Origin of the sequence: Streptomyces atratus (assembly GCF_900119365.1) — a bacterium.
GTDB classification, from domain to species: domain Bacteria; phylum Actinomycetota; class Actinomycetes; order Streptomycetales; family Streptomycetaceae; genus Streptomyces; species Streptomyces atratus_B.
Map to the genome: position 1 here is coordinate 187,016 of NZ_FPJO01000002.1, position 24,956 is coordinate 211,971.

17 protein-coding genes are annotated in these 24,956 nt (G+C 71.9%); 6 read left to right on the top strand and 11 right to left on the bottom strand.

Annotated elements, in window-relative coordinates; all coding sequences use genetic code 11:
* Nucleotides 1–35: 35 nt before the first annotated feature.
* Entirely contained in the window at nucleotides 36–1,430 is a 1,395-nt protein-coding gene (locus tag BT364_RS04980) for an ABC1 kinase family protein (protein WP_072483856.1), read from the top strand.
* A 57-nt stretch (nucleotides 1,431–1,487) separates the two neighbouring features.
* Here BT364_RS04980 and BT364_RS04985 read toward each other — a convergent pair whose 3' ends face one another.
* From BT364_RS04985 to BT364_RS05005, 5 genes are all read right to left on the bottom strand, one after another.
* Nucleotides 1,488–1,703 (bottom strand): hypothetical protein, encoded by a 216-nt coding sequence (locus BT364_RS04985; RefSeq protein ID WP_072483857.1) that lies wholly within the window; start codon nucleotides 1,701–1,703, stop codon nucleotides 1,488–1,490.
* Nucleotides 1,704–1,895: 192 nt separating this feature from the next.
* The gene (locus BT364_RS04990; RefSeq protein ID WP_072484182.1) at nucleotides 1,896–2,219 is read right to left on the bottom strand and encodes a hypothetical protein; all 324 of its coding nucleotides are present in this window, start codon (nucleotides 2,217–2,219) and stop codon (nucleotides 1,896–1,898) included.
* 32 nt (nucleotides 2,220–2,251) lie between these two features.
* Nucleotides 2,252–2,620, bottom strand: coding sequence for a WhiB family transcriptional regulator (locus tag BT364_RS04995; protein ID WP_072483858.1), 369 nt, complete (start codon nucleotides 2,618–2,620; stop codon nucleotides 2,252–2,254).
* A gap of 173 nt (nucleotides 2,621–2,793) precedes the next feature.
* Nucleotides 2,794–3,129 (bottom strand): hypothetical protein, encoded by a 336-nt coding sequence (locus BT364_RS05000; RefSeq protein ID WP_072483859.1) that lies wholly within the window; start codon nucleotides 3,127–3,129, stop codon nucleotides 2,794–2,796.
* 165 nt (nucleotides 3,130–3,294) lie between these two features.
* Complete coding sequence (locus tag BT364_RS05005; protein WP_256259592.1) at nucleotides 3,295–5,547, bottom strand: ATP-dependent DNA helicase UvrD2; 2,253 nt, start codon at nucleotides 5,545–5,547, stop codon at nucleotides 3,295–3,297.
* A gap of 217 nt (nucleotides 5,548–5,764) precedes the next feature.
* On the opposite strand from BT364_RS05005, the gene BT364_RS05010 reads away from it, so the two are divergent.
* Nucleotides 5,765–6,019 (top strand): mycoredoxin, encoded by a 255-nt coding sequence (locus BT364_RS05010; RefSeq protein ID WP_072483861.1) that lies wholly within the window; start codon nucleotides 5,765–5,767, stop codon nucleotides 6,017–6,019.
* A gap of 75 nt (nucleotides 6,020–6,094) precedes the next feature.
* Here the strand turns inward: BT364_RS05010 and nudC are convergent, their stop codons facing one another.
* Both nudC and BT364_RS05020 read right to left on the bottom strand, forming a co-directional pair.
* The gene (gene nudC, locus BT364_RS05015) at nucleotides 6,095–7,042 is read right to left on the bottom strand and encodes an NAD(+) diphosphatase (protein WP_072483862.1); all 948 of its coding nucleotides are present in this window, start codon (nucleotides 7,040–7,042) and stop codon (nucleotides 6,095–6,097) included.
* Nucleotides 7,043–7,086: 44 nt separating this feature from the next.
* Complete coding sequence (locus tag BT364_RS05020) at nucleotides 7,087–8,481, bottom strand: dipeptidase (RefSeq protein WP_072483863.1); 1,395 nt, start codon at nucleotides 8,479–8,481, stop codon at nucleotides 7,087–7,089.
* A 160-nt stretch (nucleotides 8,482–8,641) separates the two neighbouring features.
* On the opposite strand from BT364_RS05020, the gene BT364_RS05025 reads away from it, so the two are divergent.
* Nucleotides 8,642–9,403: a hypothetical protein gene (locus BT364_RS05025; protein ID WP_072483864.1), complete on the top strand. Its 762-nt coding sequence runs from the start codon at nucleotides 8,642–8,644 to the stop codon at nucleotides 9,401–9,403.
* Between the two features lie 171 nt (nucleotides 9,404–9,574).
* Here BT364_RS05025 and BT364_RS05030 read toward each other — a convergent pair whose 3' ends face one another.
* From BT364_RS05030 to BT364_RS05040, 3 genes are all read right to left on the bottom strand, one after another.
* Nucleotides 9,575–13,015 (bottom strand): UvrD-helicase domain-containing protein, encoded by a 3,441-nt coding sequence (locus BT364_RS05030; RefSeq protein WP_072483865.1) that lies wholly within the window; start codon nucleotides 13,013–13,015, stop codon nucleotides 9,575–9,577.
* Nucleotides 13,016–13,079: 64 nt separating this feature from the next.
* Nucleotides 13,080–16,469 carry an ATP-dependent helicase gene (locus tag BT364_RS05035; protein WP_072483866.1) on the bottom strand — a complete coding sequence of 1,130 codons (3,390 nt, stop codon included), beginning with the start codon at nucleotides 16,467–16,469 and terminating at the stop codon, nucleotides 13,080–13,082.
* A 343-nt stretch (nucleotides 16,470–16,812) separates the two neighbouring features.
* Nucleotides 16,813–17,232, bottom strand: a complete 420-nt coding sequence (locus BT364_RS05040; protein ID WP_305729113.1) for an MGMT family protein — start codon at nucleotides 17,230–17,232, stop codon at nucleotides 16,813–16,815.
* A 221-nt stretch (nucleotides 17,233–17,453) separates the two neighbouring features.
* Here BT364_RS05040 and BT364_RS05045 point away from each other — a divergent pair, with 221 nt between their 5' ends.
* The 3 genes from BT364_RS05045 to BT364_RS05055 all read left to right on the top strand — a co-directional run bounded on the left by BT364_RS05045 (nucleotide 17,454) and on the right by BT364_RS05055 (nucleotide 23,630).
* On the top strand, nucleotides 17,454–20,231 hold the full coding sequence (locus BT364_RS05045; RefSeq protein ID WP_072483867.1) for a lysylphosphatidylglycerol synthase transmembrane domain-containing protein: 2,778 nt from the start codon (nucleotides 17,454–17,456) through the stop codon (nucleotides 20,229–20,231).
* Nucleotides 20,232–20,352: 121 nt separating this feature from the next.
* Nucleotides 20,353–21,957 carry an alpha/beta hydrolase gene (locus tag BT364_RS05050; RefSeq protein ID WP_072483868.1) on the top strand — a complete coding sequence of 535 codons (1,605 nt, stop codon included), beginning with the start codon at nucleotides 20,353–20,355 and terminating at the stop codon, nucleotides 21,955–21,957.
* Between the two features lie 92 nt (nucleotides 21,958–22,049).
* The gene (locus BT364_RS05055; RefSeq protein ID WP_072483869.1) at nucleotides 22,050–23,630 is read left to right on the top strand and encodes an alpha/beta hydrolase; all 1,581 of its coding nucleotides are present in this window, start codon (nucleotides 22,050–22,052) and stop codon (nucleotides 23,628–23,630) included.
* A 69-nt stretch (nucleotides 23,631–23,699) separates the two neighbouring features.
* Here the strand turns inward: BT364_RS05055 and moeZ are convergent, their stop codons facing one another.
* Nucleotides 23,700–24,878, bottom strand: coding sequence for an adenylyltransferase/sulfurtransferase MoeZ (gene moeZ, locus BT364_RS05060; protein WP_072483870.1), 1,179 nt, complete (start codon nucleotides 24,876–24,878; stop codon nucleotides 23,700–23,702).
* Nucleotides 24,879–24,956 lie beyond the last annotated feature (78 nt).

Genomic DNA, 24,956 nt, shown 5'->3' on the forward strand with positions numbered 1-24,956 from the left:
CACGCGGTACGGCAGTCTGGGATTTGGAGGGGCTCATGTCTGATCTACCCCGGAAAGCGGTCACCCGTACCGCCAAGCTGGCCGCCCTGCCTCTGGGCTTCGCCGGCCGGGCGACGTGGGGTCTGGGCAAGCGGATCGGCGGGAGATCGGCGGAGTTGGTCGCCCGGGAGGTACAGCAGCGCACCGCGGACCAGCTGTTCAAGGTCCTGGGCGAGTTGAAGGGCGGGGCGATGAAGCTCGGTCAGGCCCTGTCCGTCTTCGAGTCCGCGCTGCCCGAGGAGGTCGCCGGACCGTACCGGGCGGCGCTCACCAAACTGCAGGAAGCCGCGCCGCCCATGCCCAGCGACACCGTCCACGCGGTGCTGGAGGAGCGGCTCGGCGAGGGCTGGCGGGAGTTGTTCCTCGAATTCGAGGACAGGCCGTCGGCTGCCGCCTCGATCGGTCAGGTGCACCGGGCGGTGTGGCACGACGGGCGGAACGTCGCGGTGAAGGTGCAGTATCCGGGTGCCGGTCAGGCGCTGCTCTCGGATCTGACGCAGCTCAGCAGATTCGCCCGCCTGCTCGGCCCGTTGGTCCCCGGAATGGACATCAAACCGCTCATCACGGAGCTGCGCGACCGGGTCTCGGAGGAGCTGGACTACGAACAGGAGGCCCGGTCGCAGCGGGATCACGCCGAGGAGTTCGCGGACGACCCGGATGTGGTGATCCCCGGTGTGGTGCACCAGTCCGACCAGGTGCTGGTGACGGAGTGGATGGACGGTGTTCCGCTGGCCGAGGTGATCGCGGAGGGCACGCCGGAGCAGCGGGACCGGGCCGGTCAGTTGCTGGCACGCTTCCTCTTCTCGGGGCCCGCGCGCACCGGTCTGCTGCACGCGGACCCGCATCCGGGCAACTTCCGGCTGCTGCCGCCCGGCGAGGAGTCCGGTGACGACGGGCAGTGGCGGCTCGGAGTGCTGGACTTCGGGACGGTGGACCGGCTGCCGGGCGGTCTGCCGCAGACCATCGGGCACTCCCTGCGGCTGACGCTGGCGGGCGAGGCGGAGGTGGTGTACGAGCTGCTGCGCGAGGAGGGGTTCGTCAAGGACTCGGTCGACCTCGACCCGGATGCGGTGCTCGACTATCTCCTGCCGATCATCGAACCGGCGCAGGTGGAGGAGTTCACCTTCACCCGGAGCTGGATGCGCAATCAGGCGGCACGGATCGCGGATCCCCGCTCCCCCGCTCACCAGCTCGGCAAGCAGCTGAATCTGCCGCCCGCCTATCTGCTGATACACCGGGTGACGCTGAGCACGATCGGGGTGCTGTGCCAGCTGGGTGCGGCGGTGCGGCTGCGCGACGAGCTCGAATCCTGGCTGCCGGGTTTTCTGCCGGAGGACGAGCAGGGCCCAGTGGTGCAGGAGTTGGCGGGCGACGCGCCCGCCGGGGCATAGGACCGGAGCGTCACGGCCGACTGCGTTCCCGCCCCGCCGGGCGGTTCACCGCCGGGGTCACCACCAGGCGGAGTCGAGGCGGCTCTCGATCGCCCTGATGTGGGTGCGGGCGCACTCTTCGCAGAAGTACTGGTGTCTGCCGTTCTCCACGGAGCAGATCCAGGCCGGCGGTGCGGCCTCACCGTCGGCGGAGGTGCCGCACAAGGCGCAGGTGACGACCGCGGTGTCGCTCTGCGCGGGTTGCTGAATCCGGCGCTGTGTCTCCTCGTCCACCTCGTGACGATAACTCCGTCTCCGCCGAGCCGCGCGGCGCCACACAACGCCGCGGCGCAGCATCACCGCACAGCACGACCGCGGGGCCGGCCCGTTCGGACCGGCCCCGCGGAAGGGGTGCTGACTATGGGTACTGATCGCTGACGGGCAGAGCGGCTGCCCGGCGGCGGGTACTGCTGGTGTTCGGCCTGACTAGTGCATGACCGCCATGGCCAGCGCTCGGCGGGCGCGCATCGAGGCGCGCTCGGCCCGGCGCTGCATCCGGCGCGCATTGACCAGGCGCACGGCCTGCCGTTGCGTGTCGGCCTCCCTCAGGCGGTCGTGCATATGAGCACGAGCCAGGGCTTCTGGGATGAGTTGCATCTCGCGGGTCCTGTTCTGACGCGAGTCGTTCGCGCCGATGATCGTGACGTTCGGTGTTGCGGAGCCGACGGGCTCGTTGGTGGGGACGGACATTTCTGCCTGATTTCGGGGATCGTGGGTGTGGGGACGGTCGATGGTGCCGATGCGCTTCATGGGTTTGGGGGCCGTGACCCCCAGTCCGGCGATCACGCCGCGACCGGGTTCTTGCGCGGACGGCCACGCGGCCGCTTGCGAGCGACGACGACGCCCTGGATGAAGAGCTCACCGCCCCAGACGCCCCACGGCTCGCGACGCTCCTTGGCGCCTGCGAGACAGGCCTCGACGAGCGGGCAGGTGCGGCAGAGGGACTTGGCGTACTCGACGTCGGCGGGCGACTCCGCGAAGAAGACCTCCGGGTCGTAGGAGCGGCACGGGACGGGCACGCCGAGGTTCTCGATGGCGTCGTCGAGCGCGGTGAGCGCGGTGAGGGGGATCAAGGTGGAGTCCTCCGTGAGGCCGGGCGGCGAGATCGTGTCGGAAGGCGGTACGGACGGGGCGTGCGCTTCGAGTTGCACGGTGGGTGGTGTCCTCGTCTGGTCGTTCCGGCCTGTTGGCCGGGTGGCGGCTGGTACCGGGTGTTGCTTGTCCCGAGGCTCCTTCGTGCTGTCTCGTCCGTTCGGACAAAACAAAAGGGCCGCGGATCCCGAGTGGGGTTCCGCGGCCCTGAAGGCGCCGGCCTGATGGTGGATCAGGCTGGATCACTCCAGGGTTCAGGCCCACGGAAGGCCCACATCGTGTGGTGCTGGATCGTCTGCTTCTTGGCGCCGGATTCCGCTCCCGCACCGACGGCCGCAAAGGCATAGGCCTGGGCCTGTCCCTTCGCTACTGCTGCTGCCGGTGCCTGAGCCGGTCGCTCATTGCGCTCCCGCACGGGGAAGCTCGCCGGAGACAGCGGGCCGGCGACGGAAATACCGGACAGACCGGTGCCACGCAGCGAGGAATCGGAAGAGCAGGAGAGGCCGAGCGAGCAGGCGGAGACGACCGAAAGATCGGTCATTTTGTTGGTCTCGATGATGCTGATCACTTCAATCGCCTCCTCTCGGCGTCTCGGGCGGACCGGCGGGCCGGTCCTACGTATTCGGATAAGTACAGCACAGGGCCAGGGCTTCAGAGAAGTCGCTGTTCCCGTGGTTAAGAACCTATGGTGATGACTGGGGCAGGCGCAAACTATTTTTTCGACGAGTTTTTCTCACACTTCGCCAGCAGCCTCGCCGAGCACCTCTTCCACCATCTCACCTGCGCAAATGGCCAGAACCGCGGTCCCGAACCGGCCCAGCTTCCGCGCGCCGACCCCGGGGATCACCGCCAGTTCGCCCGCGCTGCCCGGTACGGCCTCGGCGATCGCCATCAGCGTCTTGTCCGTGAACACGCAGTAGGCGGGCTGACCGATCTCCTTCGCCCTGACCGCCCGCCAGTCGCGCAGCCGCTCGTACAGCGCCTCGTCCATGTCGGAGGGGCAGTCCTCGCAGCGCATCAGCTTCATCTCACCGGCGTCGGTGAGGGTCTTGCCGCAGACCCGGCACCGGGCGGGGCCCCGGCGGCCGCGCTTGGCGACCGGCTCCGGGCCCCGTTCGATCCCGCCGCCACCGCCTGTGCCGCGTGCGCCGAGGGGCGCCGAGCCCGGGCGCAGCCCGCTGAGGAAGCGGCTCGGGCGCCGTCCGGCGCGGCCGCCGGGCGAGCGGGAGAGCGACCACGACAGCGAGAGGTGGAGGCGGGCCCGGGTGACGCCGACGTACAGCAGCCGGCGCTCCTCCTCGATCTGCTCGTCGGTCTTGGCGTAGGTGATCGGCATCATGCCCTCGGTCAGGCCGACCAGGAACACGGCGTCCCACTCCAGTCCCTTCGCCGAGTGGAGCGAGGCGAGGGTGACGCCCTGGACCGTGGGGGCGTGCTGGGCGGCGGCCCGCTCGTCGAGCTCCGCCACCAGGTCGGAGAGCGTCGCGCCCGGCCTGGCCCGTTCGAAGTCCTCGGCGAGCCGGACCAGGGCGGCCAGGGATTCCCAGCGGTCGCGCACCGCCCCCGAGCCCGTGGGGGGCTCCGAGGTCCACCCCTTGGTGGAAAGCACCGCGCGCACCTCCGCGGGCAGCCCCTCCGCGTCGTCGAGCAGGGAGTCGTTGCCCCCGGCACGGGCGGCGCCGCGCAGGGCGACTCCCGCCTCCCGCACCTCCGCCCGTTCGAAGAAGCGCTCCGCGCCGCGCAGCTGGTACGGCACGCCCGCGTCCGCCAGGGCCTGCTCGTACACCTCGGACTGGGAGTTGACCCGGTAGAGCACGGCGATCTCGCCGGCCGGGACCCCGGCGGCGATCAGCTCGCGGATCCGGCGGGCGGTGCCCTCGGCCTCCGAGGGCTCGTCCGCGTACTCCGCGTAGGCGGGCTCGGGGCCGGGCTCGCGCTGCGAGACCAGTTCGAGCCGGTGCTCGGCGGCGCGGCCTCGGGCCTGGCCGAGCAGTCCGTTGGCCAGATGGACGACCTGGGGGGTGGAGCGGTAGTCCCGGACCAGCTTGACCACCGTCGCGCGGGGATGGCGGGTGCGGAAGTTCAGCAGGTGGTCGGGGGTGGCTCCGGTGAAGGAGTAGATCGTCTGGCTCGCGTCGCCGACGACGCACAGGGTGTCCCGGTCGCCGAGCCAGAGGTCGAGCAGCCGCTGCTGGAGCGGGCTGACGTCCTGGTACTCGTCGACGACGAAGTGCTGGTACTGGCGGCGGACGTGGTCGGCGATGTCGTGGCGGTCCTGGAGGATGGCGACGGTGAGCAGCAGCACGTCCTCGAAGTCGATCACCGAGCGGTCGCGCTTCAGCTCCTCGTACGTCGCGTAGATCTGGGAGATCTCGGCCGGGTCGCGCGGGGCGTCGCGCTGGGTCTTCGCGACCACGGCCGGGTAGTCGGCGGGCACGGTCTGGGTGACCTTGGACCACTCGATCTCGCTGGTGACGTCCCGCAGCTCGTTGCGGTCGAGCCGGATGCGGCAGCGGGCGGCGGCCTCGGCGACCAGCTGGACCTTGCGCTCCAGCAGCCGGGGCAGGTCACCGCCGACCGCTTTCGGCCAGAAGTACTGGAGCTGGCGCAGGGCGGCGGAGTGGAAGGTCCGCGCCTGGACGCCTCCGGCGCCGAGCTGGCGCAGCCGTCCGCGCATCTCACCGGCGGCCCGGTTGGTGAACGTGACGGCAAGCACACTCGTGGGCTGGAGTATCCCGGCGCGCACCCCGTACGCGATGCGATGGGTGATCGCACGCGTCTTGCCCGTACCGGCTCCGGCCAGCACACACACCGGGCCGTGCAGGGCCGTGGCGACCTCGCGCTGCTCGGGGTCCAGGCCGTCGAGCACGGCGTCGGCCGACTCGGGGACCTGCGGGAAAAGGGAGGAATGCGTTGCTGCTGTCACCCCGCCATGCTGCCAGGTCGGGAGAGGCGGGCGCGGAAGTTGTCCACAGGCGAAGCGCATCCGTCGTACTAATACGGCCCGGCTGATCCCGCACCGGTGCGCCCCGGCTGATCCCGCAATCGCCCCAGCCGCCCCGGCCCGGCTGCGGGAATGGTGGTTGCCTCGCGTACGTTCCCTTTCCGTGCGGCGACGCACGGTCCAGCTTCTCCGCGTGACGGATGAGGCGGATGCGACAGACGAGTCTGAGAAGACTGACGAGACCAAGGAGCGCGAAGACATGTCGGGCACTGTGACGATGTACAGCACCACGTGGTGCGGCTACTGCCGTCGGCTCAAGAGCCAGATGGACCGCGAGGGCATCGCGTACAACGAGATCAACATCGAGCAGGACCCGCAGTCCGCGGCCTTCGTCGAGAAGGCCAACGGGGGCAACCAGACCGTTCCCACCGTCCTGGTGGTCGGCTCCACGGGCGCCGAGGCCGTCATGACGAACCCGTCCCTGGCGCAGGTGAAGCAGGCGCTCGCCGCCTGATTCCGCCTCTCCCGCGGTACGAGGACGCCCCCTCCGGTCGAGCACCGGAGGGGGCGTCCTGGCATGGATCCGGGGTCAGCCGACGGTGCCCGGCTTCGGGAGCGGCTTGCCGTACCAGAGCTCGATCAGGCGCGCCGCGATCGAGATGCCGTACGGGGGCAGGATCTCGCCCGATTCGAAGGCGGCCTTCAGGTCCTCGCGGGAGAACCAGCGGGCCTCCTCGATCTCCTCGCCGTCCACATTGATCTCGGACGAGGTGGCCCGGGCCATGAAACCGAGCATCAGGCTCGACGGGAACGGCCAGGGCTGGCTGGCGATGTACTCGACCTCGCCGACCGTGACCCCCGCCTCCTCGAACACCTCGCGCACCACGGACTGCTCGATCGACTCCCCCGGCTCGACGAAGCCCGCGAGCGTCGAGAAGCGGCCCTCGGGCCAGTGCACCTGACGGCCCAGCAGGGCGCGGTCCTGGTCGTCGGTCACCAGCATGATCACCGCGGGGTCGGTGCGCGGGTAGTGCTCGGCGCCGCAGGCCGGGCAGCGGCGGATGTGACCGGCCGCCGCGATGACCGTGCGCTCGCCGCAGCGGGAGCAGAAGCGGTGCAGGCGCTGCCAGTTCTCCAGGGCCACCGCGTGCACCATCAGGCCCGCGTCGCGCGGGTCCAGCAGCAGACCGGCCTCGCGCAGGCCGGCCGGGCGGGCCGGCTGGTCCATGCGGCCGGGCAGGGAGTCCTTCTGGAGCGCGAAGTAGCTGACGCCGTCCTCGTCGGTGCCGAGGAAGTAGCGGTGGGTCTCGGTGACCGGGGCCTCGAAGGCCGGAGTCATGACGATCTCCGTACCGCCGTCGGCGGTGTCGTCGATCAGCACCTGGCCGCCGGAGACGACGAACACGCGGGTGGTCGGGTGGCTCCACGCGGCGGACAGCCATGCCTCGTCGAGGCGGTGGTGCGCGGCGCGGTCGATGCCGCTGGGCGCGGTGAGACCGATGGGCCGGTCTGCGGTGGCGTTGTCGAAGGTGCTCACAGGTGCTTCCTACTCCCCCGGGATGGATCGGGTGTTCAGAGGATTCAGCGGAGTGCGGCGGCCAGCTCGCCCCAGAGGTGCGCGGTCGTCTCCACGCCCTTGAACAGAAGGTCCAGCTCGACCTTCTCGTTGGGGGCGTGCCAGCCGTCGGACGGTACGGAGATGCCCAGGAAGAGGACGGGAGCGCCCAGCACGTCCTGGAGGTCGGCGGCGGGCCCCGAGCCCCCTTCGCGGGTGAAGAGGATCTTCTGGCCGAAGGCCCGTCCCATGGCGCGGGCCACGGCCTGCAGGGCGGGATGGTCCAGCGGGGTCAGGCAGGGGCGGGTGGCCGGGGCGAAGGTGATCCGGTGCCCGACACCGGCCGGGACCTGTGCCTCGGCCCAGGCCCGGACCACCTGCTGGACGCGGTCGGGGTCCTGGCCGGCGACCAGCCGGAAGCTGATCTTCACCAGGGCGGAGGACGGAATGATCGTCTTGCTTCCGGCGCCCTGGTAGCCGCCTCCGATGCCGTTGACCTCGGCGGTGGGGCGGGCCCAGACGCGTTCCAGCGTGGAGTATCCGGCCTCGCCCGATGCCGAGCGGGACTTGGCGGTGCGCAGCCAGGTGGCCTCGTCGAAGGGCAGCTCGGCGAAGAGCGCGCGCTCGCTGTCGGTGAGCTCGGCCACACCGTCGTAGAAACCAGGGATCGCGACCCGGCCGTCCGCGTCGTGCAGCGCGGCGACGAGCCGGGCGACGGCGGTCGCCGGGTTGGGTACCGCGCCGCCGAACGAACCGGAGTGGATGTCCTGCTCGGGGCCGTGCAGCTCGATCTCGCACTCGGCGAGGCCGCGCATGCCGGTGCAGACCGTGGGGGTCGACTCGTCCCACATGCCGGTGTCGGAGACGATCACGGCGTCGGCGGTGAGCCGGTCGGCCCGCTCCTCGACCAGGGCGCGGAAGTTCGGCGAGCCGGACTCCTCCTCACCCTCGATCAGGAGCTTGAGGTTGACGGCGGGGGCGGTGCGGCCGGTGACGGCGAGGTGGGCCCGGACGCCGAGTGTGTGGAAGAACACCTGCCCCTTGTCGTCTGCGGCGCCCCGCCCGTACATGCGGCCGTCGCGGATCACCGGCTCGAACGGGTCGGTGTCCCAGCCGTCCTCGCGGGCGGCGGGCTGCACGTCGTGGTGCCCGTAGACGAGGACGGTCGGGGCGTCCGGGTCGTCGGACGGCCAGTGGGCGAAGACCGCGGGGGCGCCGGGCGTCTCCCAGATCTCGGTGACCGGGAAGCCGGTCTCCTCAAGCTTGGCCGACAGCCACTCGGCACTGCGCCGTACGTCCCCGTCGTGGACCGGCTGGGCGGATACGGACGGGATGCGCAGCCAGGCGGCGAGGTCGTCCAGGAAGGCTGTGCGGTGCTGCTCGGTGTACGTACGGACGGCGCTGTCCGGGGTGTCGCTCATGGCCTTGAGCCTAGTGCCTCGCCTGCCGGGGTCTTCCCGCCAACGGTACGGGGCCCTCCCCGCCCAGCTGTGACCGGATACCTGTCGATGTTGTTCCTCCTCCAGTTGAATGGCTCCGCAGGGCAGCGCCCGGTGCCCTGCTGCGAGGGGGGAGAGGGAGTTGAGCGCTTCAGGTGAGGGAACGCCGCCGGGTCGGCGGACCGGGGAGACAGCGGCGTGGGTCTCGGCGATCACCGCTGTCGTCGGTCTGCTGCTGGCGGTGTTCGGGGTCCCGCTCGTCGGCGGCTCGTCGGTCAATCGGACCATCGCCGGCCATGCCGGCGCCCCGCACGCCCCTTCCTCGCCCACGCCGCCTCCGGCGGGGACGAGCGCCCCCGGCTCCCCGGACGCAACCGTCGCCCCCGACACCGCGCCCTCGGGGCCGCCACAGCCCTCCCCACCGGCCATGCCCAAGGGCTGGCACCGTGTCGGCGAACCCGGCCTCACGGTGGTCTTCGCCCTGCCGGACGGCTGGACCCGGAAGATAAGGAACGGCATCCAGAGCAACTGGACCTCCCCGGATGGTGCTCATGACATGAGCGTCAAACGGGACACGTCGTACGGGGCGACCGCCCGGGCGGCCTCCGCCGGGCAGCTCGCCTGGTACCGCGACACCGCCAAGTCGTCGATGGCCGATGTCAAGGCCGTCTCGCACATCACACGGCAGAACGGCCGCGACGCCCTCTGGCTGGAGATCGACTACCACTGGGCGGGCCAGAGCGAACCCCGCAAGCGCGTCGAAGTCTTTGTCGCAGGCAGGGCGGGCCAGGTCTACCAGCTGCTCTTCGACACCGCCGCCCACCCCGAGAAGCTCGCCACGCAGCGGCGGCTGTTCACGACCGCCCGCGCCCAGCTGCTGATCGACATGGGCGCGCCGTCCTAGGGCGTGTTTTAGAAGTCCCGCCTGTCTCGCGGGGTCTGACACGCACGCTCGCCGCGTTGCCGAAATGCCCTGGTAGCTCCGCTACAAGGGCACCCCGGCGCCTTGCGATCGCACGCGCCAGACCCCGCGGGCCCGCCCTCCGGGCGGACGACGCTACTTCTAAAACACGCCCTAGGCCCTGGGCGGTGGCTCGTCCAGCAGGATCCGTTCCAGTTCCGCCCGGCCCGGGAGGCGGGTGGGGTGGACGGTCTCGCCGGTGCGTACGTACAGGAACGTGGCGGTGACGTCGGTGAGCGGCAGGTCGTGCAGTTCCGCCCAGGCCAGTCGGTAGACCGCGAGCTGGAGGGGGTCGGCGGTGTTGGTGCGGGTGGTCTTCCAGTCGACGATCTCGTACGTGTCCCCGGTGCGGTACACCGCGTCGATGCGGCCCCTGATCACCCGGCCGGCCAGGGTGATCTGGAACGGCGTCTCGACACGGTACGGGGTGCGGCGGGCGTACGGGGTGCGTTCGAAGGCCTCCTTGAGTGCGGCGAGGTCGCGCTCGTCGGCGATCTCGGCGTCGTTCTCGTCACCGCCGGGCAGCTCGTCGGGGCCGAGCATGGGCAGCGGCAGCTCCTCGAAGCGGGACTCCACCCAGGCGTGGAAGCGGGTGCCCCGGCGGGCCGCCGGCTGCGGGGGCCGCGGCATCGGGCGGGCCAGCTCCTGGGCGAAGCCGTCGGGGTCGTCGGCGAGGTGCAGCAGCTGGGTGGCGGAGAGCGAGGCGGGTACGAGGACGTCGCGCACGGTGGCGCGGGCGCGGCGCAGCTCGCCGGTGAGGGCGTCGAGGTCGCGGTCCCAGGAGGCGAGGGTGCGGGCCTCCTCGGGGGTGAGGCGGTGTGCCCCGGAGGGCTCGGGGGTACGGGCCGCGGGGACGTGTGGCGCGGGGGCGGGGGCCGAAGGGGGCTCCGTGGACAGCGCGTCCCAGTCGTCGGCGTCGTCGAAGTACGCCTCGTCGGCATACGGCTCGTCGTCGGGAAACGGAGCGTCGTCGTAGGCGCCGTCGTCCGGCACCGGAGCCTCGTCGGGCACCGCCCCGTACGCGTCCGGCACACCCCCCGTCATGGCGAGGGCCTCCAGGTGGGCCATCACCGTGTCCGCGGCGGCCCGGCGGCGGGTCAGCGCTGTGTCGTCCAGCGGAAGCGGCCACGCGTGGTCGGTGGTCTCCCCGTCGAGCGCCGGGTTCTCCTCGTCCTCGGCCGGTTCGCCGGCCCAGGCCTCGATCTCGCCGTGCCCGGCCGCGCAGTGCTCGTACAGCGCGTGCAGGAAGCCGGAGGGGCCGCGCGGCTTCTTCTGGGACGGGCCCCACCAGTGGCCGGAGCCGAGCAGCAGGGTGCGGGGTCTGGTGAAGGTGACGTATCCCAGGCGGAGCTCCTCGGTGTGCTGGTGCTCCTTCATCTCCTCCTTGAACGCCTTGAGCCCCTTGGCGTCCCAGGAGTGCACGTCGGGGAGGGTCGCCCGGTCCCCGCGCAGGGCGTGCGGGAGGACCTTGGACTGGGCGGTCCAGGCGTCGCGGGACTGGCCGCTGGGGAACTGGCCGGTGACCAGGCCGGGCACGGCGACGACGTCCCACTCCAGGCCCTTGGACTTGTGGGCGGTGAGGACCTTGACGGTGTTCTCGCCGCCGGGCAGGGCGTTGTCCAGGCCCTTCTCGTACTGGACGGCGGTGCGCAGGAAGCCGAGGAAGGCGAGGAGGGTGGCCTCGCCGTCGACGGCGGCGAAGCGGGCCGCGACGTCGAGGAAGTTGGCGAGGGTCTCGCGGCGGCGGGCGGCCAGGGCATGCGGCGACGCGGAGAGCTCGACCTCCAGCCCGGTGGTGGCGAGGACCCGGTGCAGCACGTCCATCAGCGGATCGGCCAGCGAGCGGCGCAGGTCGCGCAGCTCGGCGGCGAGGCGGGCGAAGCGGATGCGGGCCTCGGTGGAGAACGGCAGCCCGTCGTCCTCCTCGCTGCCCGATTCGAGGAAGGTGTCCAGCGCGTCGGCGAGCGAGATCACCTCGGCCGGGTCGATGCCCTCGACGGCCTCGGCGAGACGGCGGTCGGGGTCGAAGTCGTCGTCGGCGTGGGCCGCGCGGTGGACGAGGAGCCGGGCGCGGCGGCCGAGCAGGGCCAGGTCGCGGGGGCCGATCCGCCAACGGGGGCCGGTGAGCAGACGGACCAGCGAGGCGTTGGCGCCGGGGTCCTGGAGCACCTCGCAGACCGCGACGAGGTCGGCGACCTCGGGCAGATGCAGCAGCCCGGACAGGCCGACGACCTCGACCGGGATGTCGCGGGCCACCAGCGCGGCCTGGATCTCCGGGAAGTCGCCCGCGGTGCGGCACAGGACGGCGATCTCGCCGGGTGCCTTGCCGGTCCGCACCAGATGGGCGATCGAGTCGGCGAGCCAGTCGATCTCCTCGGCATGGGTGCGCAGCAGCGCACAGCGGACGATGCCGTCGCGCTCGGCGCCGGGAGCGGGGCGCAGTGCCTCGACCCCTTCGTGCATGGCGCGCAGCGGTGCGGCGAGGCCGTTGGCGAGATGCAGGAGCCGACCGCCGCTGCGGCGGTTCTCGCTGAGGGAGTAGCGGGTGGCGGGGGCGCCGTCGGCGTGCGGGAAGTGCAGCGGGAAGTCGTCGAGGTTGGCGACGGACGCGCCGCGCCAGCCGTAGATCGCCTGGCAGGGGTCGCCGACGGCGGTGACGGCGTGTCCGGTCGTCCCCCCGGGGCCGTCGCCGAAGAGGGCGGAGAGCAGCAGGCGCTGGGCCACGGAGGTGTCCTGGTACTCGTCGAGCAGCACGACCCGGAACTCCTCGCGGAGAATCGTGCCGACCTCGGGACGGGTGAGGGCCAGCTCGGCGGAGAGCGCGATCTGGTCGCCGAAGTCGAGGAGGTCGCGGCTCTTCTTGGCCTCGCGGTAGCGCCGGGTCAGCTGGAGCAGCTCGCCACGGGCCTCGGCGGTCTCGGGGATCCTGCGCAGCTCGGCGTTGCTGAGCCTGGCGGTCTCCAGGGTGCGGAGCAGCTCCGTGTCGTGCTCGGCGAGCTGCTCGGGGCGTACGAGGTGTTCGGCGAGCTCGGCGTCCAGGGCCAGCAGATCGCTGACGAGGGTGGGGAAGGACCTGGTCAGGGCCGGGTAGGGGCCGGGGGCCTCGCGCAGTACGCGGGCGGCGAGCTGGTAGCGGGTGGCGTCGGCGAGGAGGCGGGTGGTGGGTTCGAGTCCGATGCGCAGCCCGTGCTCGGTGAGGAGCCGGCCCGCGAACGCGTGGTACGTGGAGATGCTGGGCTCGCCCGGGGGGTTGTCCGGGTCGATGGCATCCGGATCGGTGACCCCGGCCGCGATCAGGGCCTTGCGGACGCGCTCGGCGAGCTCACCGGCCGCCTTGTTGGTGAAGGTGAGCCCGAGGACCTGCTCGGGGGCGACCTGGCCGGTGCCCACCAGCCACACCACGCGCGCCGCCATCACCGTGGTCTTCCCGGACCCGGCTCCGGCCACGATCACCTGCGGGGCGGGCGGCGCGGTGATGCAGGCCGTCTGCTCCGGGGTGAACGGGATCCCGAGGAGCTCCTTGAGCTGCTCGGGATCGGTGATACGTGAGGACACCCCAGAGAGGCTAACCGGACGCACCGACAAACGTGCGGGCCACCGGATGTCCGGCCACCCCCGCTCACTCCAGGACGTGGCGGCCCTCCGGCTGTGCGCTGCACGAGGCCCGGAAGGCGCAGTGCGTGCAGTGCTGGCCGGTCGTGGGGGTGAAGCGTTCGTCCAGGACCCGGCCCGCGGCGGTGGCCAGCAGCTCGGGGACCCATTCACCGGCGAGGGGTTCCTGCGCCTGCACCTTGGGATGGGCTTCGCCGCCCTCTTTCTTGGCGGCGGCCTGGCGCAGTTGTACGAGTTCGGCGCCGCCGGGCTCGGGGCGGCGGCCGTCGAAGACCTCGTCGACCGCGCCCTCCCGGACGGCCAGCTGGTACACGGCGAGCTGGGGGTGGCGGGCCACCTCGTCCTTGGTCGGGGACTGCTTGCCGGTCTTGAAATCGACGACATAGGCCCGGCCCTCGGCGTCCTGTTCGACGCGGTCCATCGAGCCCCGGATGCGTACCTCGTACTCCCCCGCCTCCAGCGTCACGTCGAAGTCGTGCTCGCTCGCGACGGGGGTGCGGCCGGCCCGGTCCATGACGTGCCAGCGCAGGAAGCGTTCGAGGGCGGCCCGTGCCTGTTCCTTCTCCTGCCGGGACTTCCAGGGGGCGTCGAAGACGAGACCGTCCCAGACCGAGTCCAGCCGCTCCATCAGGACGGCGAGATCGGCGGGGGTACGTCCGGAGGCCACCTCGTCGGCGAGTACGTGGACGACGTTGCCGAAGCCCTGGGCCGCGGACGCCGGGGCGTCCGCCTTCACCTCGCGGCCGAGGAACCACTGGAGCGCGCAGGTGTTGGCGAGCTGGTCGAGCGCGCTGCCGGAGAGGGTCACGGGCTGGTCCCGGTCGCGGAGCGGGACGGCGGAGCGGGTCGGTTCGTACAGGCCCCACCAGCGGTAGGGGTGAGCGGCGGGTACGAGCGGCTGGCCCTCGTCGTCGGTGAGCGCGGCGAGCCGGGCGAGGCGGCGGGCGGCCTCCTCGCGCAGGGCCTCGGAGGCTTCGGGGTCGACGGTGGTGGCGCGGAGTTCGGCGACCAGCGCGGCGACGGCGAGCGGGCGGCGCGGCCGGCCGGTGACATCGCGCGGCTCGGCGCCGAGTTCGGTGAGGAAGCGGGAGGGCTGGTCGCCGTCGTCGGCGGGCGCCTTCACCGCGGTGACGACGAGCCGTTCGCGGGCGCGGGTCGCCGCGACGTAGAAGAGCCGGCGCTCCTCGGCGAGGAGGGCGCCGGGGGTGAGCGGTTCGGCCAGGCCGTCGTGGCCGATCCGGTCCGCCTCCAGCAGCGAGCCGCGGCGGCGCAGGTCCGGCCAGAGCCCCTCCTGCACACCCGCGACGACAACGAGGCGCCACTCCAGGCCCTTGGAGCGGTGCGCGGTCATCAGCCGTACGGCGTCGGGGCGCACCACGCGTCTGGAGAGGGTGTCGGCGGCGATGTCCTGGGCGTCGACCTCTTCCAGGAAGTTGAGCGCGCCGCGCCCGCCGGTGCGTTCCTCGGCACGGGCCGCGGTGTCGAAGAGGGCGCAGACGGCGTCGAGGTCGCGGTCGGCGTTGCGGCCGCCCGCGCCGCCGCGCAGTGCGGCGCGCTCCAGCCGGCCCGGCCACGGGGTGCCGGACCACAGGGCCCACAGGGCCTCCTCCGCGGTGCCGCCGCCTTCGAGGAGCTCGCGGGCCTTGCGCAGGAGTGCGCCGAGGCGCTGGGCGCTGCGGGCGTACGCCGGATCGTGCGCCACGAGCCGCTCGGGTTCGGCGAGCGCTCGGGCCAGCAGCTCGCCGGAGGGGGCCGGTACGCGGTTCCCGGCGGCCCGCTCCTCGTCGCGCAGGGCCCGGCCGAGGCGGCGCAGGTCGGCCGCGTCCATGGAGCCGAGGGGGGAGGCGAGCAGGGTCAGGGCGGTCTCGGTGTCCAGCCAGGAGGATGTCTCCGCCGCGTCCTCGTCCGCTGCCGAAGCCTCCGCCGCCTCCGCTGTCTCCTCCGCTGTCTCCTCCGCGCCCGGCGCACCCCCGCTCAGGGCCGCCGTGGCGACCGCGCGCAGGGCTGTCAGGAGCGGGGCCACCGCCGGTTCGTGGCGCAGGGGGAGGTCGTCCCCGTCGACCTCCAGGGGGACGCCCGCCACCGTCAGGGCCCTGCGCAGGGAGGGAATCGTGCGCCCCCCGGCCCGTACCAGCACCGCCATCTCGTTCCACGGGACACCGTCCTCCAGATGGGCCCGGCGCAGCAGATCGGCGATGTTGTCGAGCTCGGTGGACGCGGTCGGGTAGGTGTACGCCTCCACGCTGCCGCCCTCGCGGACCGCGGTGAGTTCCCGGTGGGCGCGGACCTTCGCCGCGGGCAGCCGGGTCAGCGGCATCCGGCGGGTGAGCAGCCGGGTGGCGGCCAGCAGCTGTCCGGCGGAGCGCCGCGAGGTGGTGAGCACGCCGACCGGGGCCGGGGCGCCGTCCGCCCGGCTGAACGTCTCCGGGAAGTCGAGGATGCCGTTCACATCGGCGCCCCGGAACGCGTAGATCGACTGGTCGGGGTCGCCGAAGGCGATCAGGTCCCGGCCGCCCCCGGTGCCCGGGGCGCTCCCCCGGTTGCCGGCCAGCGCGTGCAGCAGCCGCACCTGCGCCGGGTCCGTGTCCTGGTACTCGTCGACGAACACCGCGTCGTACTGCCCCGCGAGCAGCGCCGACACCTCGGGGCGCTCCGCGAGCAGCACGGCCCGGTGCACCAGCTCCGCGTAGTCCAGCACCCCCTGCGCGTCCAGCACGTCCAGGTACTCGGCGAGGAACTCGGCGGCGGCGCCCCAGTCCGGCCGGCCGGTGCGGCGGGCGAAGGCGGCCAGCGCGTCCGGCCCCAGGCCCAGCTCACGGCTGCGGGCCAGCACCGCCCGCACCTCGTCGGCGAAGCCGCGCGTGGTCAGGCAGGCCCGCAGCTCGTCGGGCCACCGGATGTGCGCGAAGCCGTCCCGCTCCAGTTCGAGCTGGCCGGCGAGCAGCTCGCGGACGGTGACGTCCTGCTCCGGTCCGGAGAGCAGCCGCATCGGTTCGGCGAAGAGGTCGGCGTCCTGGTGGGCGCGGACCAGCGCGTAGCAGAAGGAGTGGAAGGTGGTGGCCTGCGGGCCGCGGGCGGCGCCGAGGCGGGCGGCCATCCGGTCGCGCAGCTCCACGGCGGCCTTGCGGCTGAAGGTGAGCACCAGGACGCGGGCCGGGTCGCCGCCCCGTGCGATGCGGGCGGCGACCGCCTCGACGAGCGTGGTCGTCTTGCCGGTGCCGGGTCCGGCGAGCACCAGGAGCGGGCCGCCGGGGTGCTCAACCACCGCGCGCTGCGCCGCGTCCAGGAGAGGAGGGTCCACGGAGCCCGGCGGGGTGCGCACCAGACGGTACGCGCCCGCGGCCCGCTGCCGTGTCCGACGGTGCGGACTGTGCCGGGTGAAGGAGGAGGAGCTCACGTGGATCGCCGGTCCTGGTGGGTGTACTGATGATGAGAATGCGGTGCGCGCCGCGAACTTACGAAGCTACGCCAGCGGGAGCGCGATACGGGGCGGGAGCGCTGCGTGCCTCGTCACGTTCCGGGGCGCGGACGCCGTTGCGCGCCCGGTCCCGCACCCGGCCGTGGTTTCCGTCACTCCGCGCGGCCACGGTCCCGTCGTGTCACATGCCACAGACCTTGCCATCGGCCACTTTCTGCACACCCGCGATCACCTTCCGTGCACTCCGGTTCACTTCCCGGAAGTCGGGGGTACGTCGTACGGCCCCGGTGCCGCCCGCTGTGCCGCCGGATGGCGGAAGCTGTCAGTTGTGAGCACCTCCGCCCTTGTCCCGGTCCGCGCCCCCGTCCGCGGTGACGCCGTCCCACCGTGCCCGCTTCATGTCGAGGCGCGGCAGATGGCCCTCCGCGCCGCGCGACGCCTCGCGCAGCGGGGTGCCCTCCGCGCGGTAGTGGTCCAGCGCCCGCAGCTCGTGGCCCGGGAGCAGCGCCCCGTCGGCGCGCACCACGCGCCACCACGGCACCGCGGCCCCGTACAGCGACATGACCCGGCCGGCCTGGCGCGGACCGCCCTCGCCCAGCCACTCGGCGACATCGCCGTACGTCATGACGCGGCCGGGCGGGATCAGCTCGGCGACATCGAGCACGCGCTCCGCGTACTCCGGCAGTTCGTGGCTCGTGCGGTCGTCGCTCGTCCCGTCGCCGCTCGTGCGGTGTTGGCTCATCCGCCCCATCCTGCCGTACGCCACCGACATCCCGGCCCGGTCCGTGTGCGTCCGGTCACAGGGCCTGCGGGCGGAAGCGGAGGGGCGTATCTTGCGCTTCCCGTGTCCGTGCAGTGCACCCTGATGCCCCGCTGTGTCGCCGGGCCGTGCCACCATCGTGCGGGCGGTGACCGGTGATACGAGAACACGAAGACCAATCAGAGGCGACGAAGGAGCAGGGCGTGCAGCCACCGAAGGCGGCGGACGCCCCTGACGCCGAGCCGCAGCCGGACGCGTCCCGCGCACCCGCCGGAAAGCCCGGCGCCGAGCCCGCGGAGCCCGTCTCCGAGCCCGGGAAGCCCGGTGCCGAGCGGGAAAAGCTCCCCGGACCTCTGGCCGGCTCGACGCTCTCGACCGCCGCGGAGGAGCAGGCCGAGCGCGTCTCGGGGGACGAACCGCTGCTCCCCGCCCGGGTGCACCGCCCCTCCGACCTCATGCGGCTCCTCATCGGGGTCCTGGCGATCGTCGTCCTGTTCACGATCGCCGCGTTCGCCCACGGCATGACCACCGGTCTCGAACAGGACATCAACAAGGGCACCGGCCAGGCCCCCGACATCCTGATCAAGATGGCGGGCCTGGTCTCCAGCATCGCCGTGCTGCTCGTCCCGGTCGCCTTCGCCATCGAGCGGCTGATCAAACGCGACGGCCTGCGGATCGCCGACGGGGTGCTCGCCGCCGTACTGGCCCACGGCGTCACGCTCGCCGCCGACCTGTGGGTCGCCAAGTCCGCCCCCGGCACCATCCAGGACGCCCTGACCCAGCCGCAGCCCGGTGACGCGCTCACCGATCCCGTGCACGGCTATCTCGCGCCGGTGATCGCCTATATGACGGCGGTCGGCATGGCGAGACGGCCGCGCTGGCGGGTCGTGCTGTGGGTGGTGCTGCTGCTCGACGCGTTCGCCATGCTGGTCGGCGGCTACACGACCCCGTTCTCGATCATCCTCACCGTGCTGATCGGCTGGACCGTCGCGTACGGCACGCTGTACGCGGTCGGCTCGCCGAACGTACGGCCGACCGGTCAGCATCTGATGGCCGGTCTGCGCCATGTCGGCTTCCGCCCGGTCAGCGCGATGCGCGCCGACGACGCCCCGGACTCGGGCGACCAGAGCGACCGGGGGCGCCGCTATCTGGTCACCCTGGAGGACGGGCCGCCGCTCGACGTCACGGTCGTCGACCGCGAGCAGCAGGCCCAGGGCTTCTTCTACCGGTTGTGGCGCAGGCTCACCCTGCGCGGCATCACCCAGCGCCGCTCCATCCAGTCGCTGCGCCAGGCCCTGGAGCAGGAGGCGCTGCTCGCCTACGCGGCGATCGCCGCCGGGGCCAACGCGCCCAAGCTGATCGCCACGTCCGAGCTCGGACCCGACGCCGTGATGCTGGTGTACGAGCACATCGGCGGCCGTTCGCTGGACGCGCTGGAGGACTCGGAGATCACCGACGAGCTGCTGCGCGGTTCCTGGCGTCAGGTGAAGGCGCTCCAGTCCCGGCGTATCGCGCACCGCAGGCTCACCGGCGACGCCATCCTGGTGGATCGTTCCGGCAAGGTGTTCGTCACCGATCTGCGCGGCGGCGAGATCGCGGCCGGTGATCTGGTCCTGCGGATGGACGTCGCCCAGCTGCTGACCACGACGGGTCTGCGGGTGGGCGCCGAGCGGGCCGTCGCCGGTGCGCTGGAGGTGCTCGGCCCCGACGCGGTCGCGGACTGTCTGCCGCTGCTCCAGCCGATCGCGCTGAGCCGCTCCACCCGGGCGGCGCTGCGCCGGCTGGCCCGGGAGCGCTCGCAGCGGGAGCGCGAGGCGGTGCTGGAGGCGTCGGACGCGGCCAAGCGGGCCAGGGCGCACGAGCACGGGGCGGCCGTCGGCGACCGCAGAGCCGACCGCAAGGCGCTGCGCAACCAGAAGCAGGCCGAGAAGCGCGCCCTGGACGACGCCCTGGACGGGGCCCGCGAGGAGGACCTGCTCTCCCAGATGCGGCGGCAGGTGCTGCTGATCCGGCCGCAGGCACCGGTCGAACCGGTGCGGCTCGAACGCATCAAGGCCCGCACCCTGCTCAGCTGCATCGCCGGTGCGATCGCCGCGTACTTCCTCATCTCGCAGGTCACCCAGGCCGATTTCGGCGCGGTCGTCGAGCAGGCCGAGTGGGGCTGGGTGGCGGCCGCGGTCGCCTTCTCCGCGCTCAGCTACGTGGCGGCGGCGATGAGCCTGCTGGGCTTCGTGCCGGAGCGGGTGTCGTTCGGCAAGACGGTGCTGGCGCAGGTCGCCGGGTCCTTCGTGAAGATCGTCGCCCCGGCCGCCGTCGGCGGTGTGGCGCTGAACACCCGCTTCCTGCAACGGGCCGGGGTCCGTCCGGGGCTCGCCGTGGCGAGCGTCGGCGCCTCGCAGCTGTTCGGTCTCGGCTGCCACATCCTGCTGCTGGCGGCCTTCGGCTATCTGACCGGCACCGAGAGGACACCGTCCTCGCTCACCCCGTCCAGGACGGTGATCGCCGGACTGCTGACGGTCGCCGTGCTGGTGCTGGTGGTGACGGCGGTCCCGTTCCTGCGGAAGTTCGTGGTGACGCGGGTGCGCTCACTGTTCGCCGGCGTCGTGCCACGCATGCTCGACGTGGTGCAGCGGCCGCAGAAGCTGCTGACCGGCATCGGCGGAATGCTGCTGCTGACCGGCATGTTCGTGATGTGCCTGGACGCCTCGGTCCGGGCGTTCAGCGGTCCGGACGTACCGCATCTCAGCTACGCCAGCATCGCGGTGGTCTTCCTGGCGGGCAACGCGCTGGGGTCGGCGGCGCCCACACCGGGCGGTATGGGTGCGGTCGAGGGCGCGCTGACGCTGGGCCTGATCGCGGTCGGCCTGCCGAAGGAGGTCGCGGCACCCGCCGTACTGCTGTTCCGCCTGCTGACGCTGTGGCTGCCGGTGCTTCCCGGCTGGCTCTGCTTCAACCACCTGACCCGCAAGGGCGAGCTCTGACGCCCCCTCGGCCGCCATACGGGGCCACCCGCGAGTCCAGTCGGGCGACGGCGCGGCGGCCCGCCACCCGCTTGGACCGGTGTCCCGTGCAGCGACCGGGTTCCCGCCGCACCATGGGCCCATGAGGACCTCCCCTGCCCTGCGCGCCGCCGCCCTGGCCGCCGCCGTCACCGTGCTCCTGCCCATCACCGCCTGCTCGGAAAGCGGCAACAAGGAAGGCCCGGACGGGCCGCAGAGCTCGCCTCTCGCGGCGAACGCCGCCGAGGCCGGCACCTCCGGCGACCTCGCTTCCCAGAAGCTGACGTGGAAGCCCTGTCCCGCCCCGTCCCCGGCGCAGGGAAGCGGAAAGGCGCCGTCCCCGCTGCCCGGCGGCACCCCCTGGGAGTGTTCGTTCATGCGGGCGCCGCTCGACTACGCGAAGCCCGAGGGCGAGACGATCCGGCTGGAACTGATCCGGGCCAGGGCCAAGAACCAGGACAAGCGGATCGGCTCCCTCATCTTCAACTTCGGTGGCCCCGGCGCCTCCGGCGTGGCGACCCTGCCCGCCTTCGGCACCGACTACGACAAGCTCCGCGCCCGCTACGACCTGGTCAGCTTCGACCCGCGCGGCGTGGGCCGCAGCGACGGCGTGAAGTGCGAGACCGACAAGCAGCTCGACGCCCGCAGCGAGATCGACGGCACCCCGGACACCCCCGGCGAGGTGAACGCCTTCGTCAGAAGCACCAAGACCTTCGCGGCGGCCTGCGAGCAGAACTCCGGCAGGCAGCTCCCCTACGTCGGCACCACCGACGCCGCCCGCGACATGGATCTGATGCGTCAGGTACTCGGCGACAAGAAGCTGTACTACTTCGGCATCTCGTACGGCACCGAACTGGGCGGCGTCTACGCCCACTTGTTCCCGAAAAACGTCGGCAGGTCGGTGCTGGACGCGGTGGTCGACCCGACGCAGGACTCCGAGCAGGCCTCGCTCGGCCAGGCCAAGGGCTTCCAGCTCGCGCTGGACAACTTCACCAAGGACTGCGCCGACCGCGGCGACGCCTGCAAGCTTCCCGGTGCCAATGCGAAGGAGGTCGAACAGGGGATCTCCGGTCTGCTCGACGGGCTGGAGAAGCAGCCGATCGAGGGGCTCGGCCCGCGCAGGCTGACGGAGACCCTGGCGACCACCGGTATCGCGGCCGCCCTCTACTCCGAGCAGACCTGGCCGCTGCTGGAGCAGGGCGTCGACGAGGCCGACGGCGGCAACGGCGCGCTGCTCCTCGCCCTCGCCGACTCGCTGAACGGCCGTTCCGACAACGGCCAGTACGACAACTCGATGGCCGCCAACACCGCCATCAACTGCGCCGACTCCAAGCAGCGGTTCACCGCGGACCAGACCGAGGCCAAGCTCCCCCAGTTCCGGTCCGCCTCGAAGATCTTCGGTGACTACCTGGGCTGGTCCCTGATGGGCTGCACCAGCTGGCCGGTGCCGGGCGCCTGGAAGACCCCGGACGTCAGCGCCCCGGGCGCGGCCCCCATCCTCGTCGTCGGCAACACCGGCGATCCGGCGACGCCGTACGGGGGCGCCAGGGCGATGGCCGACGCGCTGGGCAAGGGTGTCGGCGTGGAGATGACGTACGAGGGCCAGGGGCACGGCGCGTACAACAGCGGCAACGCCTGCGTACAGAAGGCCGTGAGCGGCTACCTGCTGGACGGCAGGGTCCCGGCGGCCGGAACCGTCTGCAAGTAGCGGCGCATTCCCGGCCGGCACCCGGTGTGCCCCTTAGCATGGGCGGACTTTCTGTACGACGTGAGTACAGGCACATCGGGGAGGACGCACACGTGGTCGCACACGCACGCGCCGGGGCTCTGGCCGGCGCCGCACTTCTGCTGACGGGGCTGCTCGCGGGCTGCGGCGGAGGTACGGACGACAAGCCGGACGACCGGGCGGACCGCGATACCGCGTCCTCGGCCGACGGGCCGTCCACCGCGCCGAGCGGGCAGCCGGGCACACCCCGGCTGCCCGCGGCCCTCACCTCCCAGCGGCTGGACTGGAAGGGCTGCGAGGCCCGCGCGGGCGAGAGCGCGCCCGGCTCCGAGTGGCGTTGCACGACGGTCCGGGTGCCGCTGGACTACACGAAGCCCGACGGCGAGACGATCGGGATCGCACTGATCCGCAAGAAGGCCCAGAACACCAGCCGGCGCCTCGGCTCGATGCTGTTCAACTTCGGCGGCCCCGGTGGTTCGGGGGTCTCGATACTGCCCCGTGCCGCCGGCTCGTACGGCAACCTCAACTCCCGCTACGACCTGGTGGGCTTCGACCCGCGCGGGGTCGCGGGCAGCGAAGGGGTGAACTGCCGCACCGACAAGGAGCAGGAGACCGCCTACCGGAAGGTCGACATGACTCCGGACACGGCGGCGGAGGAGACGGCGTTCCTCAAGGACGGCGCGGACTTCGGCGCCGGCTGCGAGCGCCGCTCCGGCAAGGTCCTGCGTCACGTCGGCACGACGAACGCCGCCCGGGACATGGACCTGATCCGCGAGGTGCTCGGCGACAAGAAGCTCACCTACTTCGGCATCTCGTACGGCACCGAGCTCGGCGGCACCTACGCGCACCTCTTCCCCGCGAACGTCGGGCGGACCGTGCTGGACGCCGTCGTCGACCCGACCGCGGACACCATCGGGCACGCCCGCAACCAGGCGACCGGCTTCCAGCGTGCGCTGGAGAACTACCTCAAGGACCGCGGCCAGGACCCGAAGGCGGGCACGCAGCGGATCGCGAAGCTGCTGGAGCGGATCGACAAGAAGCCGCTGCCGACCCGTTCGGGCCGCGAGCTCAACGAATCGCTGGCCGTCACCGGCATCGTCACGCCGCTCTACTCCAAGAGCAACTGGCCGTTCCTGACGCAAGCGCTGGACGAGGCCGAGAAGAGCGGCACCGGCAACATGCTGCTCCAGCTGGCCGACTCGTACAACGGCCGTGACGAGAAGGGCCACTACGACACCCAGAACCACTCGCAGCGCGCCATCTCCTGCGCGGACAGCAAGCTCCGGCCGACGGCGGACGAGGCCAGGGCGCTGCTGCCGGAGTTCCGGAAGCTGTCCCCGGTGTTCGGCCCGTTCCTGGCATGGGACACGGCGGGCTGGTGCTCGCAGTGGCCGGTGCAGGGTGAGCACGACCACCCGGAGGCGAGTGCTCCGGGCGCCGGTCCGGTGCTGGTCGTCGGCACGACCGGTGACCCGGCGACGCCGTACGAGGGTGCCCGGAAGATGGCGGACGAGCTGGGCAAGGGCGTGGGCATCATGCTCACCAACAAGGGCGAGGGGCACGGCGCGTACGGCGGGAACACCTGCGTGACGTCGACCGTGGACGCGTACTTCCTCGACGGGATGGTCCCGGAGGACGGCAAGACCTGCTCGTAGGACGGCCCGGAGACACGGGGAAGGGGCCGGTCCGTGCGGACCGGCCCCTTCCCCGTGTCACAAGGTGTCTCAGTACACCGGCTTCTCGGGCTCGATCTGGTTGACCCAGCCGATCACACCGCCGCCCACGTGGACCGCGTCGGCGAAGCCCGCGGACTTGAGGACCGCGAGGACCTCGGCGCTGCGGACGCCCGTCTTGCAGTGCAGGACGATGCGCTTGTCCTGCGGGAGGTCCTGGAGGGCGCTGCCCATCAGGAACTCGTTCTTCGGGATCAGCTTCGCGCCCGGGATCGAGACGATCTCGAACTCGTTCGGCTCACGGACGTCGATGATCTCGATCTTCTCGTCCGCGTCGATCCACTCCTTGAGCTGCTTGGGAGTGATCGTGGAGCCGAGCGCCGCCTCCTGGGCCTCCTCGGACACGACGCCGCAGAAGGCCTCGTAGTCGATGAGCTCGGTGACGGTGGGGTTCTCGCCGCAGACCGCGCAGTCGGGGTCCTTGCGGATCTTGACCTGGCGGTACTGCATCTCCAGGGCGTCGTAGATCATCAGTCGGCCGACCAGCGGGTCACCGATGCCGGCGAGCAGCTTGATGGCCTCGTTGACCTGGATGGAACCGATCGACGCGCAGAGCACCCCGAGCACGCCGCCCTCGGCGCAGGAGGGGACCATGCCCGGCGGGGGCGGCTCCGGGTAGAGGCAGCGGTAGCAAGGGCCGTGCTCGGACCAGAAAACGGACGCCTGACCGTCGAACCGGTAGATCGAGCCCCAGATGTACGGCTTGTTCAGCAGTACGGCCGCGTCGTTGACCAGATAGCGGGTGGCGAAGTTGTCCGTGCCGTCCACGATCAGGTCGTACTGGGCGAAGATGTCCATCACGTTGTCGGCTTCGAGCCGCTCCTCGTGAAGGACCACGTTCACGTACGGGTTGATGCCCAGCACCGAGTCCTTGGCGGACTCGGCCTTGGAGCGCCCGATGTCGGACTGGCTGTGGATGATCTGGCGTTGCAGGTTCGACTCGTCGACCTCGTCGAATTCCACGATGCCGAGCGTGCCGACACCGGCCGCGGCCAGGTACATCAGGGCCGGCGAGCCGAGACCGCCGGCACCGACACAGAGCACCTTCGCGTTCTTCAGCCGCTTCTGACCGTCCATCCCGACATCCGGGATGATCAGGTGGCGGGAGTACCTGCGGACCTCGTCGACGGTGAGCTCAGCAGCTGGCTCGACCAGGGGTGGCAGCGACACAGGAACCTCAACAATGCAGGTGGTCGGTTTCTACGTACTTCATCTACGTACGGTTGTTCTCCCGGTAACACTGCCACG

Excerpts from the sequence above, each read along its gene's own strand:
- BT364_RS04980 (WP_072483856.1), top strand. The coding sequence starts at position 36 with ATGTCTGATCTACCCCGGAAAGCGGTCACCCGTACCGCCAAGCTGGCC.
- BT364_RS04990 (WP_072484182.1), bottom strand. The coding sequence starts at position 2,219 with ATGAAGCGCATCGGCACCATCGACCGTCCCCACACCCACGATCCCCGA.
- BT364_RS05005 (WP_256259592.1), bottom strand. The coding sequence starts at position 5,547 with ATGCGCTTCGCCTGTGGACAACTTCCGCGCCCGCCTCTCCCGACCTGG.
- BT364_RS05010 (WP_072483861.1), top strand. The coding sequence starts at position 5,765 with ATGTCGGGCACTGTGACGATGTACAGCACCACGTGGTGCGGCTACTGC.
- BT364_RS05020 (WP_072483863.1), bottom strand. The coding sequence starts at position 8,481 with ATGAGCGACACCCCGGACAGCGCCGTCCGTACGTACACCGAGCAGCAC.
- BT364_RS05040 (WP_305729113.1), bottom strand. The coding sequence starts at position 17,232 with ATGAGCCAACACCGCACGAGCGGCGACGGGACGAGCGACGACCGCACG.
- BT364_RS05050 (WP_072483868.1), top strand. The coding sequence starts at position 20,353 with ATGAGGACCTCCCCTGCCCTGCGCGCCGCCGCCCTGGCCGCCGCCGTC.